Origin of the sequence: Kibdelosporangium phytohabitans, assembly GCF_001302585.1 — a bacterium.
In the GTDB taxonomy this organism is placed as follows: Bacteria; Actinomycetota; Actinomycetes; order Mycobacteriales; family Pseudonocardiaceae; genus Kibdelosporangium; species Kibdelosporangium phytohabitans.
The window spans coordinates 933,942-949,290 of sequence record NZ_CP012752.1; the positions used below are offsets into that span (position 1 = coordinate 933,942).

The following is a 15,349-nucleotide window of genomic DNA, read 5'->3' on the forward strand; positions in this document are numbered from 1 at the left end:
GGTGCCGCATGCCAATCGACATCGGTGCGCCCATACAGCCGGCCACGCCCTTCACAGGCCGGGCAGAGGCAGCGTGCCTGGCGGGCCGCTACGACAGGACGCAGCTACTCATCACGCCCCAGAACACGCCTCGTCGAAATCCTCGACGACGAGCTCGGCATCGACAGCCACGATGACGTCACCTCCGATTGCTGGGTGAATTCGCCTCAGCGCATGGCGCTTGGATCCGTGGCCCACAGAGCGTTTTCCCTCGGCGTTTGTTGGACAACACGCCTGCCACAGTCATTGTGCGGATGGCCGTTGTCCGGACAGGACGCGGATGATGTCCATCCGCATCTCCGCGGCTGACTGGTAGCGGTTGGCGGCTCCCTTGGCCATGGCCTTGAGCACGATCGCGTCGAGCTGCGGGCTGACCCGGCTGTTGACCTGGGACGGCTTGCGCGGGTCCTCCCGCACGTGCTGGTAGGCCACGGCCACAGGCGAGTCACCCGTGAACGGTGGTTCGCCGGTCAGCAGTTCGAACAGCACGCAGCCGGTCGCGTAGACGTCGCTGCGGGCGTCGGCGGTCTCGCCACGGGCTTGTTCCGGGGGCATATACATCGCGGTGCCGATCACTGTGGTGGTCTGTGTGACGGCCGCCTGGCCGTCGCGCACCGCGCGGGCGATACCGAAGCCGATCACTTTGACCGTACCGGTCTTGGTGATCATCACGTTGGCCGGTTTGACGTTGCGGTGGATGATGCCGTGCCGGTGGGAGAAGTCGAGCGCGGCGCAGAGGTCGGCCATGATCTCCATGGCGCGCCGGCCCGGCAGTGGGCCCTCGGTCTTGACGATGTCGCGCAAGGTCCGGCCGTCGACGTACTCCATCACGATGTACGGCAACGGGCCGTACTCGGTGCGCGTCTCACCGGTGTCGTAGACAGCGACGATGGCGCTGTGGTTGAGCGCGGCCACGTTCTGGGCCTCACGCCGGAAGCGCTCCTGGAACTGCGGGTCCCGTGCCAGGTCGGCACGCAGCACCTTCACCGCGACGTCACGACCGAGCCGAACGTCGCGACCTTTGTGAACCTCGGACATGCTGCCGTAGCCGAGCGTCTCGCCCAACTCGTAGCGGTCGGACAGCATGCGTCCGCCTCGATCGGATATGGACGGCTCTGCGAGTTCTTCGGTGTCGTCCTTCTGGCGGCGCTTTCGCCACGGGATCAGGCGTTTGCGATTTTCCCTCTTTAGTCGTTCTTCTTCGGTGAGTTCGTCGTGAACGGCGGAGAACCGCGCGAGGGTAGCGTCCACCCGGCGGATCTGCTGGATCTCGTCAGAGGTGGCCTCCATTTCTGTGGTGATGCTGATGGCGTCCACGTCCTGCTGCTGGTGTGGCGGTTCGCGCTTGAGCACCGGTGACAGTTCCTCGTGGTCGCGCTGCCCCATCTGGGTAATGGTGTGGGTTTGGCTGGCGAGCAGGCGTTGAAGGCCGGAAGCGGCTTCTGCGAATGGATGCGCGTCGCCCGCTACCAGCGTTGTGGCGTCTGGGTCGACTACTACGGCCGGAAGGCCGAAGGCGAGAACGGTTGCCTCGGGAGCACCAGCAATGTGACGTGTGATGGCGTCGTATGTGTGCCATGCGTCGTGGTAGGTGAGGTGGGCCCGGAGCTGTTCCGCAGCACCGTTATGGAAGGACAACACGGGCTGATCCGCACCTGGGTTCACCGTTTCCAGCAGTCCGCTGACGAGGAACTCAGCCACATCGGACAAGTCCGCGTCGCGTACCGCCGTATGCCGGATGAGGTCCAGCAACGGCAGGCTGAAGCGCGGGAAAGGGGAACACAACACGGCCAGCCGGGCAGCACAGGGCGAAGCCGTGTGCAGGAAGGCGTCGACGCGGTCAGCGACCGGTTTCTCCTCGACAAGCATCGAGGCTGAATCGGTGATCCAGTCCAGGTTCACCAGGATTGCTTCACAGCCGTCAGGTTCCGCGCGCATCAACGCCTTGGCCCACTGGGCGAGACCGGGGGCGGTGAAGCTGGAGAACGGGATCGGCAGCCAGGTTCCGTCCGGTTCGAGTGCCTGCAGGGCAAGGGGGAGGTGGAACCTGAGGGAGTTGCTTCGTGCGCCTGGGAAGGCAGGACGTGCCACTGTGGTGGGTGATGCCAGACCGGAGTAAGGCCACAGATGGGGTGGCAGCGGGTCGATCAGTACCAACGGCGCTGTGGTTGCCAGTGTGTGGACCAGGTGCCATGCGGGTTCTGTTCGCCAGCCCGCGGAAGCGAAGTCGGACAGCAATATCACCAGTCGCCGTCCACCTGGTATGGCCGCGCGGCGAGCTGGGTTGTCGACAGTGCCGTGCTTGTCGGTAAGACAAGCGCTGGAAGGATCGAGATGCCAGACGTAGGTGTTGCGGAACGCGCCGATGCCACGCAGCAGCGCGATGAACGCCGTGATCTCTCTGCGCCACACGGCCATTGACGAAGTTGTGTCAGCGATCACGACCACGTCGAACCAGCGTTCTGGTTCGGGCTTCAGGACTGGGGAGAGGATCCCGCTGCTCGCGTAGGCGTCGACCGTCGCGTCGATGTCCACGATACGTCTCGACCCGTGCAGCCACGGTCGTGTCAGTGGCTGGAGGGCACGAGCGAACAGCTGGGATGCCGTGAACGCCTGCGGTGGCCGGACGACGATCTCGTGGCCGGGGACGCTGTCACGGCCGCCGGGCAGGCGTTGGCGCAGGGTGCCCGGTACGAGCGGGTCTTCGGCGAGCGGTTTCGGGGTGTGCGTCACCGGGTTCGCTGGCTCGGGCTGCCCCGGTGACGGGACCGCGTCCGGTTCCGTCGACCCGAGTTCGTTGCCCGCCATGGTTCCCAGCCACAGGGCGTCAGCGATCGACCACACGTCGAGGTCCGGTTCCGCGGACGTGAGGGCGGCCAGTACCCGGTGGAGCGACTCAGTCATTCGCCAGGTCGCGCAGCAGCAGATCCCGGATCTGGGCTGAGTCGGGCACGTGCGTCTCCCTCAGCACGTAGACCGCGTTGAGCAACTGGTCGATAGCCAGCCGTTCGCCCTGCTCGATTCGTTCGACGAACTCGCCGACCAGTGCGCTGGCCGCGTCCGTACCGCCCAGGTGCGCGCTGATGATCCGCTCCAGCATCCGCACGGTCGGCCGGGGCATGGTGAACCGGATGCACCGGCGGAGGAACGCCTCCGGGAAATCGCGTTCGTCGTTGCTGGTCAACACGATGAACGGGAACTCGCGGCAGCTGATCCGGCCGTTGTGGACCGCGGTGGTCTCGGTGCTGTCCCACAGCCGGACGCCGATCTCGCGGACCGGGTGCCTTGCCAGTTCCGGGATCTCGAACTCGCCGCGTTCCAGCACGTCGAGCAGGTCGCTGGGCAGGTCCATGTCGCTCTTGTCGACCTCGTCGATGAGCAACGCGCGAGGCCGTCCCGACTCAGTCGGCAGAAGTGCGGTCCCCAGCGGCCCCAGTTGGAGGAAATCCGCGATGTCGTCTCGATCGGCTTCGGACGGCGCGTGGGCCAGACGCAGGTTCTGGGCGTGGATCCGGCCGAGCGCGTCGTACCGGTAGAGGGCTTCCTTCAATGTACTGCGCGAGGTCACCTGCCAGCGCAGCACTCGCCCGAGAGCGAGTTCGTGCGCGACCTGCTCGACGACGGTGGACTTGCCGAAACCCGCCGGTCCGCGCAGCAGCAGGGGTCGTCGGAGCAGCACCGCGGCGTTCACCGCCTCCACCAGCCCTGGTGGTGGCTGGAACTGGTGGTGCTGCGACGCGCGCGGGAATGTGCGCCACGGTGGTGCGGGCGGCGGGGTGACCGGTCGTTCGATGCCGTCACCGCGGTAGAAGGGAGCCCACGTCATCGCGACCTGCTCTCGTTGTCGATCATGTCAGGACCGGACTTCCCGGTTGTCGAACCAGCGGCAGAACTCGAGCCAGTCAGCGTCGTGCCAAGCGGTGCGTACGGAAAGCAAACCGGTGGTGCGCCCGTTGGCCTGTTCGCGGAACGCCACCGTGAACTCGCCCGGCAGGGCGTCCCATCGTTTGCGCACCTCGTCTTGCCAGGTCGTGTCGGTCGCACCTGCGGCCGAGGGCCACAGGAGCACCGGCGAATACTGCAGAAGCAGGTCCAGGACCTCGGTGAGGTTGGCCGGGCGGTGATCGATTCCGATCGCACGCGGGAATCCGCCCAGCTTCAGCCGACGGCCGAGCTCGCGGACATCGCGCAGGTCGGCCTGGGTCACCCAGTCGATCGGCACGTCGGGATCGTTGTCGATGCGGTGCACCGCGTCCCGGGCCGAGTCGTTCATCCTCCGCTGGAGTTGCCCCCGCTGGAGTCGTCCGTTCCACTGGGTGAGGACGCTGTGCCGGGCACCCAGCAGGTACTGGCCGTCGTCGACTTCGCGGGGGTTCCAGTCGGCCAGCACGTTTGTGGGCACCGCGATGTCGACACTGCGCAGGTTCTCGCCGGGGCGGCGTTCGCTGTGCGCCCAGGCGAGCGCCCGCACGACCAACTGTTCGGCACTGGTCGGCGATGGACGTGGGCACGTGAACGTCTTCTGCGGCACTGTAGTGGTGCCAGGGCGCAGCAGCCACGCCCGGACGCTCTTCGGCCAGCCCGCCAGCTTGCCGGTCGCGACCAGGACAAGTTTGGGGTCGCTGCGCGTCGGCGTCGCTGCGAGGGCTGTGTACGCGTCGTTGAGCTCAGCGACCAGCCCTCGTGACTGCGCCCACTCCCGCAACCGGGTCTCGCAGGCCGGTGTCCCGGTTTCGATCGCCAGTGCGGTGACCAGCTCGACCAGCGGCTGCCACGGGTTTCCGCCCACCGTGGCCACTCGGAGCGCGGCTTGCTCGAGCAGTTCGACGACGAGCGCGGATCCCGACAGCCGCTGGGTGAAGACCCGGGCCCGCTGTGCGGCACAGCGCAGTGTGCGGGTCGAGACCTCGCCGAAGCCGGTCCGGATCAGGTCCGCGGCACTCAGCGCGAGGGTGATCGCGTCGACCACCCGGACAACGTGTTTGGCCGGGAAGTCGGTCGACAAGGCTGCTACGGCACGTAGTTCACCAAGGGAGGCGGTCGACCATCCCGCGGGACGCGGGTAACCGGGGTCCCACGCGTCGAGGGCCGACTCGAGCTCGGTGCGGCCCAGCCGCCCGATGCTGCCCAGGATCGCTGACGAGGCATGCGTTCGATTGCGTGCCAGCCAGAGGAGTCCGGCGTTCTCACCGCCGAACACGAACTGAGCGGGCTTCTGCCGGGTGAGACTGGCACGCAGCGGGGGAATCAAGTCGTTGGTGAACAACAGTTCGGCGGTACCGCCGATGCCGGTACGCACCAGCCTGGTGAGAGCGAAGGTGAAAGCCATGTCGTACGACCGTTGGTTCGCCGCTGACGACATCAGCACAGCCAGGTCGGTCCGCCCTTGGGCCACACCGCCGACGATGCGTGACACGTCCGGTACGCCCGCACCGGAGTGGCAGGTGTCGAGCACCGCGAGCACGCCCTCGATGCCCAGATGCTGAACGACTTCGCCCAACAGGGCGCCGATGTCGATCCCACCCGTCGGCTTGTCGTGCTCGGTGTTGTGTGCCATGTAGTACAGGGTGGAGTCGCCGACCAGGAAACCGTGGCCGAGGAAAGCCAGGATCAACACGGCGCCCTCGGCGGCCGCACGGTCCGCCGCTGCACGGACGGCTTGACGGATCTCAGTGTCGTTCGCGTCGTGAAGCAACAGTTCACCTGTCGCCGCGCCCAGATCGGGCGCGGCGAGCATGTCGCTGAGCTGCATGGCTGCGGTGTCGAGCCCCGGCAGATGGTCTTCGCCGTCGCACTGGGTGGCGACGACCAGGAAGTGCCGAGGTCGCTGGGCTGTCATCCGCGCAGTGCCTCCACGATCCGCCCTGCGACTTTGGCCTGCGCGAGGTACTTGGTAGCGCTGTGCACCCACAACCCGTCGGAATCCACCCGTTCGCTGGTGGGCACGACACCCGCGGCGTTGACGGCGATGTGCTTGTCCAGCCTCGGGCGGGACACGACGATGTCGTCGCGGTCCCAGAAGTTCAGCCACTGTTCGACGCGGGGCGGCGTCGCAGGTGGGGCCGGGCGCAGCCGGTTCAGCACCACGGCCGCGGTGGCCAGGGGCGAGCCGAGGGTGACGAACAGCTGAACCGGTCGCGCGTACTCGTGCAGCGCCTCGAACGCGACCACCGATCCGAGCGAATGCGCCACCACGACGACTGGCCGGTTGCTCGGCAAGCTCGACAAAACTCTGGCCCGCACGACGACGTCGAGTGAATGTCCGTGCCGAAGCTCCTTACGGCCCAGGTAACGCCCGACTTGGGCGAGAGCGAACAGCAGCCGCCGCTCAGACGTCCACTGACCGGCCCGGCGCAGCGGCTGGATCCGCAGCAGCGACGTCACAGCCGAACCCAGGATCCGCACAACCTGCCCGAAACCCTGTGCCCCCGTGGCGTCAAGCTGCGCTTTCGCCTCGACCAGCGCACTTTTGGTGTGCGGGTCGTCGGTACCCTCGAGCAGCTCGTCCACGATCGTTTCGAGAAACCCCACGAGGAACAGCGCGTCGTCCCCGTCCATGGAATCCGTGGCGCCCTGCGCGCCGCTGTCGATCATCAGGTCGCTGTAGTCGGCGAACCTGATGTCCTGAGCAGCGAGAACACCCGCGAAGTCGCTGTGCCCGGCCTCACGGGCGCCGTTGCTTAACGCCATCAGCCACTCTGTGCGTTCGCGTTCCGCGTCCCGCCTGCCGCCGATCCCGTGCACGAGAACCAGGACAGGAGATAATCCAGCGGCACCAGAGCCGACCATTCAGCCTCCACTGACTTCGCGACCGCGATGATATGACGTGCCCGGTAATCGGTAGACGGCAATGGAGTGTTTCACGCTAGTCCGTTCGGGTGGCGTTCAACTCGGCGCTGGCCTGTCGATGTACTTGTCTAACTGTGCCTGACCTGCATGTGGACACCATAGTTGATCAAATCTGGGTACGTTGTTAAACGGCCTGCCAGGCGGGTACCGTGAACACCTTTTTGAGGTCGCAGTCGCGGGTCAGCTTTAGCAGATCCGGTTTCTCCTTGCGGGGCAGGCGCCGCGCGATGTCGGTCAGGAACGCCATGCTAGAGGCGATCCGTTCGCCATCTGTGTGGTGCACACCGACCGCGGACCGCAATTTCGATCCAGGACGTTCGTGCGTGCGCTGTTGAAATGGGCTGGTGCCCGCGTGGTCGCCAGTGGCGGCGAGCGGGACCAGTCGAGGCGCCCAGAGCCGGGTCGTCGAGGTCGATGTGAAACCGTGGTGAAGGCGACGCTGGACTGGTGACGGGTTGGTGACAGGTCGAACCAGTGGTCACCAGTGCCGCCAGGCCTGGTGAGCTGCAAGTTTTGCCGGGATGCGGGACACCGAGACGGTCAAAGTGCTGTTCAGTCGCGACTATGAAGAGGGCCGTTCGACGGCGCCGCCATGTTTGCCGCGTGTCTGTGATCAATGGTGTCGCTCAGTGGGGTGAATCGCGATCCCCCTGCTCGGAGCCGCTGGAGTGATGGTGCTGCAGCTGGGTGATGGGATGCCATGATGTAAGTGATGTGGCGAGTTGGTAGCTGGGAGGAGGTGCGGGTGTGGCGACGGCGGAACTGGTCGCTGAGTTGGTGCGGGCTCATACCCAGGGCGACGAGCGTCGGTGGCTCAACCTGCTGTCTCAGCTGATCGCGGCCGAGTCTCGTGCTGGGCACACTCGGCAGGCGGCGCGGTTGCGTGAGTTGCTCGCGGAGGCTCGGGAACTGGAGTCGAGCCAGGCGAAACGTGCCGCGACTGGTCGGCCGATCCAGCTGGCGCGTGCTCCTCGTGACCTGGCTGATGTGCTGGACGTTCGCTACAGCGATGTGCGGCTTACTGACCTGGTGCTCTCGTCAACGTTGCGTGACAGCGTTCAACGGGTTCTTGATGAGCAGCGGATGGCGGGCAGGCTCATTGAGCATGGCCTGGCTCCGCGTCGTCGGCTGCTGCTGCATGGGCCGCCGGGGTGCGGTAAGACGATGGCGGCCCATGCGCTGGCTGGTGAGTTGGCGTTGCCGCTGGCTCGTGTACGCCTGGAAGTGTTGTTCAGCCGGTATCTCGGAGAGACGGCTGCGACGCTGACGGATATTTTCGACCACATCAGCCGTGTCCGGGCGGTGTATTTGTTCGACGAGTTCGACGCGTTGGGCAAGCACCGGGGTGACGAGTTCGATGTGGGTGAGGCCAAGCGTGTGGTCGGAACGTTCCTGCAGCTGCTGGACGCCGATGACAGTGACAGCCTGATTGTCGCCGCCACCAACCTCGGTGGTGCGCTGGATCATGCGTTGCTGCGGCGGTTCGATGATGTTCTCGAATTTCCACCGCCGACGGAAGAATCCATCGCCGTTCTGCTGCGTCGGTTGCTCCGTTCTGTGCCGGTTGATGATGACGCTGTGCGTAGATTGGCGCGGCTGGCGCGGGGGTTGTCGTTCGCTGATGTGCGGGTAGCGGTGGACAGTGCGCGGAAGGCCGCCATCCTGAGCGATAGTGAGTATCCGTCGGCCGAATCCATCGCATCTGAACTGAGCTCGCGCGTGCGGGGCGACAGCTTGTGATGGTGCGTGCATGATCCGGACGGGGTTGCCCCTGATCCGTGTGACTCGCGTCGTTGAGGAGGCGTATCGCGGTTTTGGAGGCGGCAAGAAGCGTCCGCCGCCTGCGCGTACCCGGGCGCAGCACGCGGCGAGGCTGCTGCGTTCGCTGGACGTGATCGAGCAGGCCCGGCGCGGCGTTGCCGAGCGGGCACCGGGCAGTGAGGGACAGCTGATCGCCGCCGCTGGCACCAGTGACCTCGCTGACTACGCGAGCAGTCTGGGCGACCGGCGTACCGAGGCCGTGTTGGTCGCCGTGGACCAGGGCCAAGCCTTGGTGCACGTCCGTACCGGCGCTCGGGCGCTGCGCCGCAAGATCGAGAAGTATCGGGATACCACGACGGCGACAGGCGTGCCAGCCAACCAGCCTCTCATCGCGCGTATCGACGACCTGCGAGTCCCCACGCTGGCCGATCTGAGTCTCGGGGAGTTCAGTGGCAACGATATTGAGGCTGGCGGAGCGTATTGGGTGGAGTTGTGGGCGCAGTACCGACTGCGGACAGCCTTCGGCGTCGGTCACCACCAGTCCGGGCATGCGGTGCTCGCCCATCAGCCGCGCCGCTTCCAGTGCGTCGGCATCCAAGCTGGTGACCGGATATGCCTCGGCCATTTCTCGTGCTTGCACATCCGCAGAATACGACCGGGAGAGTGGTCATGCCGATTTCCTCTCGTGGTCTTGACGCGCGCCGGTGGGCAGGTTGTCGGGTGGTTCCACCCGCAGTGCCTTGGCGACGGGGACGTCGGTGGAGGAGTGCAGGACGATCGACAGGGCGATCGTGATGGCGACGAGGTCGAAGATGTGCTCACCCGCGGGGATGCCGGACTGGAGGGCGAGCAGGCCGTAGACCACGGACGCGAAGCCCTTCGGGCCGAACCACGCCGCGGCGGTCCGTTCCCGTTGGGGCAGGCGGGTGCGTAGCAACGACAGGAGCATGCTCGCCGGACGTACGAGAAGGATTGCCAGCGCCGCGACGGCCCAGTCGCCCACGGTCAGATGAGAGATCCGCTCCGGCGTGATCAACGCGCCGAAGACCAGCAGCGCGCCGAACTTGGTCAGCTCGGACAGCAGGTCACCGAGCGGCTCGAAGTGCTCGGCGGCAGTCCGGTCCAGCGTGGCCAGGGTCGACCCGGCGATGAACGCGGCCAGGTACGGATTGGCGTGGGTGAGATGGCAGGACGCGAACAGCGCGATTGCGATCGCCAGTGGTCCGAGCGACTGCAGCCGTGGCTCAGCGGTGAGGATGCGCAACCGCCAGGCCAGCGCGACCGCGGCGGGGATGACGATGCCGAGGACCAGGCCAAGCGCCAGTTCGACGCCGACTTTGCCCAGGTCGGACTCCTGCCCTTTGGCCGTCGCCAGGAAGATCAGCACGAACGGCAGCGCGAGCCCGTCGTTGAGCCCGGATTCCACGTTGAGCAGGCGGCGCAGCCGCAGCGGGACATCGTCACGGCCGACGATCGCGGAGGCGAACACGGGGTCGGTGGGCGACAGGATCGCGCCGAGCAGCAGCGCGGTCGGCCAGTCCAGGCCCGCCAGGAAATGGCCGGGGACGGCGATGCCGATCATGGTCAGTGGCATCGCCAGGCCCAGTGCCCGCCCGGAAAGGCGCCAGCCCTCCTTCAACGCGGGCAGGTTGGCACGTTGACCATCAGTGAACAGAACCGTGAACAGCGCGATGTCGGCCAGGCTCGTGACCAGTGGGCCGGAAGGCGAGATGCTGATCAGGCCGAAACCACCCTGGCCAACCAGTGCGCCCGCGACCAGGAACATCAGCGCGGTCGACAGCACGGTTCTGGCAGCTACACCGGACAACGACACGCTGATCAGCAACACCACGCCGAACGCAAGCACCAGCGCCACGCAGGAGTCTCCCCTCGCCCTACTCCGCTCCACCGTGCAGCGAAGTGCCGACCAGACTTCCCGGCGCACCGCGCGTAAAGATGCCGCAAAAATCGATCAACCGCAAACCAGGCTGCCCGCTATGGCCTGTGTGTCTTTTTTGTAGGAATTGCCGGAGCAGGATGTGAGAGAGTGGCGTCGAACCTGTCGGATGGTGATGTCAGCGACGACGCCCACGCCGCCGAGGAGCAGGTGAGTCTGTGCTGTCGTCGACCAGTTCACGATTGTTTCTGTACATGCTCAGGACAATTGTTGCATGCGTCAAGCGTTCAGAGCTGTTAGCTACTTCTGAAGGAGGCGGTGGCCAAGGACGTCGAATGGCCGACTCTGGTGTTCTTCACCGGGCTGTTCGTGATGGTCGGTGCTCTGGTTAACACCGGGGTCATCGACGTCCTGGCGAAATCAGCTGCCGAGGCCACGGAGGATCGGCTGATGCCGGCCTCCGGCGTGCTGCTGTGGGCGTCCGCGGCGATTCGGCGATCGTCGACAACATTCCCTACGTGGCCACGATGAGCCCGGTGGTGGCCGATTTGGTGCAGTCAAATGGCGGCGGGGATCGGCGCAGGTGTTGTGGTGGGCTTTGGCTTTGGGCGCGGATTTGGGTGGTAATGCCACGGCTGTGGGTGCCTCGGCCAACGTCGTGATGCTGGGGGTCGCGGAGCGCTCCGGCCACAGGATCTCGTTCTGGCAGTTCACCAGGTACGGATTGGTCGTCGCCTTCGTGACCATCGTGATATCGATGGTGTACCTCTGGTTGCGCTACTTCGCTTTCGCCGGGTGATTGCGGGCTCCTGACCTGGTCAGTTCTTGTTTCGTTCCAGGAAGCGCAGCATCACCGCGATCGCCGTGAACCCCACGATCAGGATGATCGGGTAGAGGAGTTCGATCATGCGCTTGTCCATTCTCGCGACAGGCTTCAGTGACTGTCAGCGCACAATACCGTTGCTCACGGTGAGTGGGCAACGGAGCCGGCCACTTCGTCGCCGTTTACTTCGTACCCGTCAAACGGGGCGGGCGTCGGATTCGGTGAGAGACTGTGTCGGCTGATTGATGAAGGGGGAGGTATCGGGGTCGATGGCGGTGGTGGAGGCGGTCGCGGCGGAGGCGGCCAAGCTGGTGTCGGCTGAGCTCGCCGGAGCGGTGCTCAGAGGTGGCAAGCGGCTGGTCAAGCTCGTACGGGAGCGTGCGGGTGGACTGCCGAGCCGTGAGGATCTTGAGCGGCTGCTGGTGGAGCATTTGCGTCGCGATCCGTCCTTCGCGCGTGAGATCGGAGTGCTCGTCGCGGAGACCGTCGAACCGCGGAGCACTCTGGGGTGTGCGGGACCGCCCGAACCGTTCTTCGACCGTGAGGAAGCGCGGGTCATGGCCCCCGCCTCGGGCGTCTTCGTGATCGCGGGGCGCCGCGGAAGTGGACGCCGGTCGCTGGCGTTGAAGATCGCCGCCGACCGGGCAGACCAGTTCTCCTTCGGCGCGATCGAACTGGACCTCGACGACTGGCGTGAGGGGCAGACGCTGGCGGTGTCCCAGGCGAAGCACTACCTGCTGGCTCAGATCGGAATACCGGCTGGAGACATCGCCACGGACTCGCGGGCGCTGGACCAGCAGTTTCTGTCCGCCATGGTGACACGTCGGCTCCTGCTCGTGGTGCACGACGCCCGTGGCGTGAAGGAAATCGAGCCATTCGCGGCAGCGTCGGTCGCCAACCTCGTCCTCGTCACCACGTCCCAGCTCACTGACGATCTGCGGATGGCTTATCGACATCACGTTCTGCTTGATCGGCTGGAAGCCCGTGGTGGATGGGACATGCTGGCGAGTATCTGCGGTCCTTCGATGTTGCAGACGAATCCGCAGGCAACCGAAGAGCTGTTGGAGTTGTGCGATCACTTGCCACAGCCGATTACCTACGTCGGCGTGCAGTTGCAGCGCCGCCGCGGCCAGTCGGGTGCCGTTTCCGAATTGCTGGATCACCTGCGCGCCGTGGGCGTGGGCAACGCCCATGAAGTGGTCCGGGAGGCATTGTCCGAGACTTTTCGCGGACTCACGCGCGAATTGACCGCGGACTGCGTGCTTCTTGCGAGACATCCTGGCCCGGACTTCTCAGTGGACAGTGCACAGGCCCTGCTCGGGCGCCCGGCACTGCCGGTGATCGACGGGCTGACCGACGCGGGCATGGTCAGTTCAACCGGGTCCGGCCGGTGGCGCCTGCATCACGCCGTGCGTACGTACGCCGTCGGACTGGCGGAGACGATTGGTGTCGACTTCACCTCGGGCTTCCTGCGTCTGCTGGACCACCAACGTGACCGTGCGGTCGGTGCCGACTTCGCCGACGGCGCCGACCGTCTTCGTCGTTATCCTCGCCCGGATGTCATCCGTCAGGTACGTGCCGACGAGACGATATCGGCCTTGGACCAGGAACGAGCAGGGCTTCTCGAGCTTGTCCGCGAGGCGAGCCAGCAGGGGTTTCACACCGCGGTGTGTCAGATCGGTGGCGCCCTTGAAGTGATGGTGAACAAGAAGGGCGGTTACCACTGGTACTGCTCGCTCAATGAGCATGTCATCGCCAGCGCCGAGGCGCTGCTGGCCGAGGCCGGGCCGGACAAACCGCTCGCGCTCGTGGCCCGTGTGCACATGATGCAGGCCCGGATGTTCCTGCTGATGCACGTGTTCGACCGCGCCAGGGCTGAACTCGACAAAGCCTGGCCGTACGTCGAGCGAAGTGCCGACGAGCAACTCCGATCATCCTTCCTGGAGTTCGCCGGACGACTGAGTGAGGAGTGGACGAAGGCGAGTGGCTCGCCCGACTACCGAGAGGCCATCGGCTACCTCAGTCAGGCAGTCGACATCGACAGGTCCATCCAGGACGGTCGTGCCTTCGGAATCCACGTACGGATGCTCGGCAACGTCCTCGTCGAGGCCGGTCGCGCCGGTGAGGTTCGGCCGATGCTGGAAAGGGCCATGTCGTTCGTGACCGATGGTCGCAACCAAGCCCGTTTCCACATGGTCATGGCCCGGGCGGACATCGAGCTTCGCGCACTGGCGTCTGCCCGTGCCGCGCTGGATACCGCGCGGACGATCCTCACTGCCGCGGGGGCGAGTCAGTACAACTGGGAGTTGGAGGAGCGGGAAGCCGAGCACGCCGTCGCCGCCAAGCGAGTGGCCGACGCCAGAGCACGGTGGGCCGGTCTGGTTCAGGCCGCGTTCAACACCGGGCATCCCAAGGCGTACCGGTATCTCAACGAACTTGAACGAGTGGCTGGACGTGGACGTCGATAGTCCGCGAGCCCACGCGGATCCGCTCGACGTTCGCAAGGGGACGTCCTTGATCCCGTCTGACCTGCACCAGCGAGGCCAACAACAGTGGGTCGACGCTGGGAGCGTCGACCCTGAGCTCAAGGGCAGTTCCGTCTCGCGTCCACACCTGGCACGACGGCCCAGGTCCTGGCATCGCGGCGATTTCCGCGCGTGGCCACTGGCTCAGCGTCTCCTCGATCGCCGTGTCCCCTGATGACAGGTACAGGACAGTCGCGCCGTCGAGCTCAGTGACGGTGGCGTGGTCGACGTGGGCTGCGACATGACGGTAGCTCAGTTCCGGTTCGCCGACGGACATCGCTGGGTATCGACTCAGTCCGAGACCATCCGCAGTGGAGTCGACGCCTGCGACGAACGCGGCCACAGGCGGATTGTCGGCGCGGAACCCGGGAATGGGTGGGAACGCGGCCTCGTCCGTCGGCTCGGCGAGGTTCATCAAGCGATAGAGCAGCGGCCGCAGCCGGTGGGCCGAGCGAGTCTGATAGTTCGCACTACGGTCGACGATGTCCGCGTACATGCCGGGGATGTGGTCACCCATCGCGACCTCGAGCTGGCCACGCAGAGGACGGTCAGGATCCACGCGCGGAGCTAGGGAGTGCAGGGCCACGATGGGGGAGTTCGGCACGGACGTGGCCGACGTACCGGTCAGCAGAATCGGTTTGTCCAGTGCGGCTGCGTACAGCGCGAGCGAGCCTGAATCGGAGATGACGCAGCTCGCGGCTGTCAGGACCGAGCGCCATTCACCATGCGGTGGAACCAGGACCACCCCGGACCGGGTCGCTTCGGACAGCCACCCGCGCAGCCGCCACGTGCTGTGTGCCGCGTGGACGCCTGGATGCAGGACCAGCAGTACGGTGAACTCGTCGGCAGGCAGTTCGGACACCAGCCGTCCAGGAAGGTCGGCCATGCGCCCGAACAGGGACTCCGGTCCCCAGGTCGACGCGAGAACGACGACGTGTTTCCCCGCGGAATCAAGAACCTTGCGATGGCGCCGCGCGTGATGGCGAAACGCCAGCAGACGGTCAAGGCACGGATCGCCCACCACCACGCTGAGCGGTGCTGCTTGCGGGCACGACCGCCGAAGTTGGTCTCGTTGGTCCCGGTGCGACAACGCGATGGCAGCGGGAACCACTCGTTCGTCCTGAACCAGGCGAGCCGGGTCCATCCCGGCCACGACCGTTGTGCCAGGGTAGTGCTTCAGGAAGCCAAGCCCGTGTGGCACCAGCAACACAGGGGCGTTGAGTTCGGCGAGGCGGTCGTTCTCACTCGCCGCGATGGCCAGGGCGAAGCTGCTTCGGCGTGCGGCATCCCACGTGATCACGTGGGCTTCGAGGTTTCTGAGGTACGCGTCGATGTCGGAGCCGAGGATGGCGGTGTTCTGGTCGTCGTACGTGAAGAACACCTGGATCCGGCGATCGGGTGCCAGCAGCGAGAGGATGTCCAACAGCCGGGTCAGGGTAGTGAGTGTCCGGACGA

The 15,349-nt window shown here is 65.8% G+C and carries 10 protein-coding genes and 2 pseudogenes; 4 read left to right on the forward strand and 8 right to left on the reverse strand.

Going from position 1 to position 15,349, the window contains the following annotated elements:
* Nucleotides 1-288 precede the first annotated feature (288 nt).
* From pknB to AOZ06_RS61195, 6 genes and pseudogenes are all read right to left on the reverse strand, one after another.
* Nucleotides 289-1,125: pseudogene (gene pknB, locus AOZ06_RS04365) on the reverse strand (Stk1 family PASTA domain-containing Ser/Thr kinase); the annotation flags it as partial.
* Between the two features lie 465 nt (nucleotides 1,126-1,590).
* Nucleotides 1,591-2,943 (reverse strand): annotated as a pseudogene (locus AOZ06_RS61485) (SAV_2336 N-terminal domain-related protein); the annotation flags it as partial.
* Complete coding sequence (locus AOZ06_RS04370; protein WP_054288241.1) at nucleotides 2,936-3,865, reverse strand: AAA family ATPase; 930 nt, start codon at nucleotides 3,863-3,865, stop codon at nucleotides 2,936-2,938. The pseudogene AOZ06_RS61485 and the gene AOZ06_RS04370, both read right to left, overlap by 8 nt.
* 27 nt (nucleotides 3,866-3,892) lie before the next feature.
* A complete protein-coding gene (locus AOZ06_RS04375; RefSeq protein WP_054288242.1) occupies nucleotides 3,893-5,878 on the reverse strand; it encodes a vWA-MoxR associated conflict system protein in 1,986 nt (661 codons plus the stop codon).
* A complete protein-coding gene (locus tag AOZ06_RS04380) occupies nucleotides 5,875-6,828 on the reverse strand; it encodes an alpha/beta hydrolase family protein (RefSeq protein ID WP_054288243.1) in 954 nt (317 codons plus the stop codon). Before AOZ06_RS04380 ends, AOZ06_RS04375 begins: the two co-directional genes overlap by 4 nt.
* Before the next feature lie 184 nt (nucleotides 6,829-7,012).
* The gene (locus AOZ06_RS61195) at nucleotides 7,013-7,135 is read right to left on the reverse strand and encodes a hypothetical protein (RefSeq protein ID WP_257721456.1); all 123 of its coding nucleotides are present in this window, start codon (nucleotides 7,133-7,135) and stop codon (nucleotides 7,013-7,015) included.
* A 500-nt stretch (nucleotides 7,136-7,635) separates the two neighbouring features.
* Between AOZ06_RS61195 and AOZ06_RS04385 the strand changes: the two genes are divergently transcribed.
* Nucleotides 7,636-8,628 carry an AAA family ATPase gene (locus AOZ06_RS04385; protein ID WP_054288244.1) on the forward strand — a complete coding sequence of 331 codons (993 nt, stop codon included), beginning with the start codon at nucleotides 7,636-7,638 and terminating at the stop codon, nucleotides 8,626-8,628.
* 688 nt (nucleotides 8,629-9,316) lie between these two features.
* On the opposite strand, the gene AOZ06_RS04390 is transcribed toward AOZ06_RS04385, so the two are convergent.
* Nucleotides 9,317-10,525: a cation:proton antiporter gene (locus AOZ06_RS04390; RefSeq protein ID WP_054288245.1), complete on the reverse strand. Its 1,209-nt coding sequence runs from the start codon at nucleotides 10,523-10,525 to the stop codon at nucleotides 9,317-9,319.
* 339 nt (nucleotides 10,526-10,864) lie between these two features.
* Between AOZ06_RS04390 and AOZ06_RS59585 the strand changes: the two genes are divergently transcribed.
* The 3 genes from AOZ06_RS59585 to AOZ06_RS04400 all read left to right on the forward strand — a co-directional run bounded on the left by AOZ06_RS59585 (nucleotide 10,865) and on the right by AOZ06_RS04400 (nucleotide 13,837).
* A complete protein-coding gene (locus AOZ06_RS59585) occupies nucleotides 10,865-11,077 on the forward strand; it encodes an SLC13 family permease (RefSeq protein WP_054288246.1) in 213 nt (70 codons plus the stop codon).
* A gap of 106 nt (nucleotides 11,078-11,183) precedes the next feature.
* Nucleotides 11,184-11,345 carry a hypothetical protein gene (locus tag AOZ06_RS59590; RefSeq protein WP_236952073.1) on the forward strand — a complete coding sequence of 54 codons (162 nt, stop codon included), beginning with the start codon at nucleotides 11,184-11,186 and terminating at the stop codon, nucleotides 11,343-11,345.
* A 647-nt stretch (nucleotides 11,346-11,992) separates the two neighbouring features.
* Complete coding sequence (locus AOZ06_RS04400) at nucleotides 11,993-13,837, forward strand: hypothetical protein (protein ID WP_157232817.1); 1,845 nt, start codon at nucleotides 11,993-11,995, stop codon at nucleotides 13,835-13,837.
* Here the strand turns inward: AOZ06_RS04400 and AOZ06_RS04405 are convergent.
* The gene (locus AOZ06_RS04405) at nucleotides 13,797-15,317 is read right to left on the reverse strand and encodes a UDP-N-acetyl glucosamine 2-epimerase (protein WP_157232818.1); all 1,521 of its coding nucleotides are present in this window, start codon (nucleotides 15,315-15,317) and stop codon (nucleotides 13,797-13,799) included. The genes AOZ06_RS04400 and AOZ06_RS04405 overlap by 41 nt on opposite strands.
* Nucleotides 15,318-15,349: the final 32 nt, after the last annotated feature.

Bases quoted from the DNA above. Each gene is read 5' to 3' on its own strand.
- AOZ06_RS04370 (WP_054288241.1), bottom strand. From the start codon at position 3,865: ATGACGTGGGCTCCCTTCTACCGCGGTGACGGCATCGAACGACCGGTC.
- AOZ06_RS04375 (WP_054288242.1), bottom strand. From the start codon at position 5,878: ATGACAGCCCAGCGACCTCGGCACTTCCTGGTCGTCGCCACCCAGTGC.
- AOZ06_RS04380 (WP_054288243.1), bottom strand. From the start codon at position 6,828: ATGGTCGGCTCTGGTGCCGCTGGATTATCTCCTGTCCTGGTTCTCGTG.
- AOZ06_RS61195 (WP_257721456.1), bottom strand. From the start codon at position 7,135: ATGGCGTTCCTGACCGACATCGCGCGGCGCCTGCCCCGCAAGGAGAAA.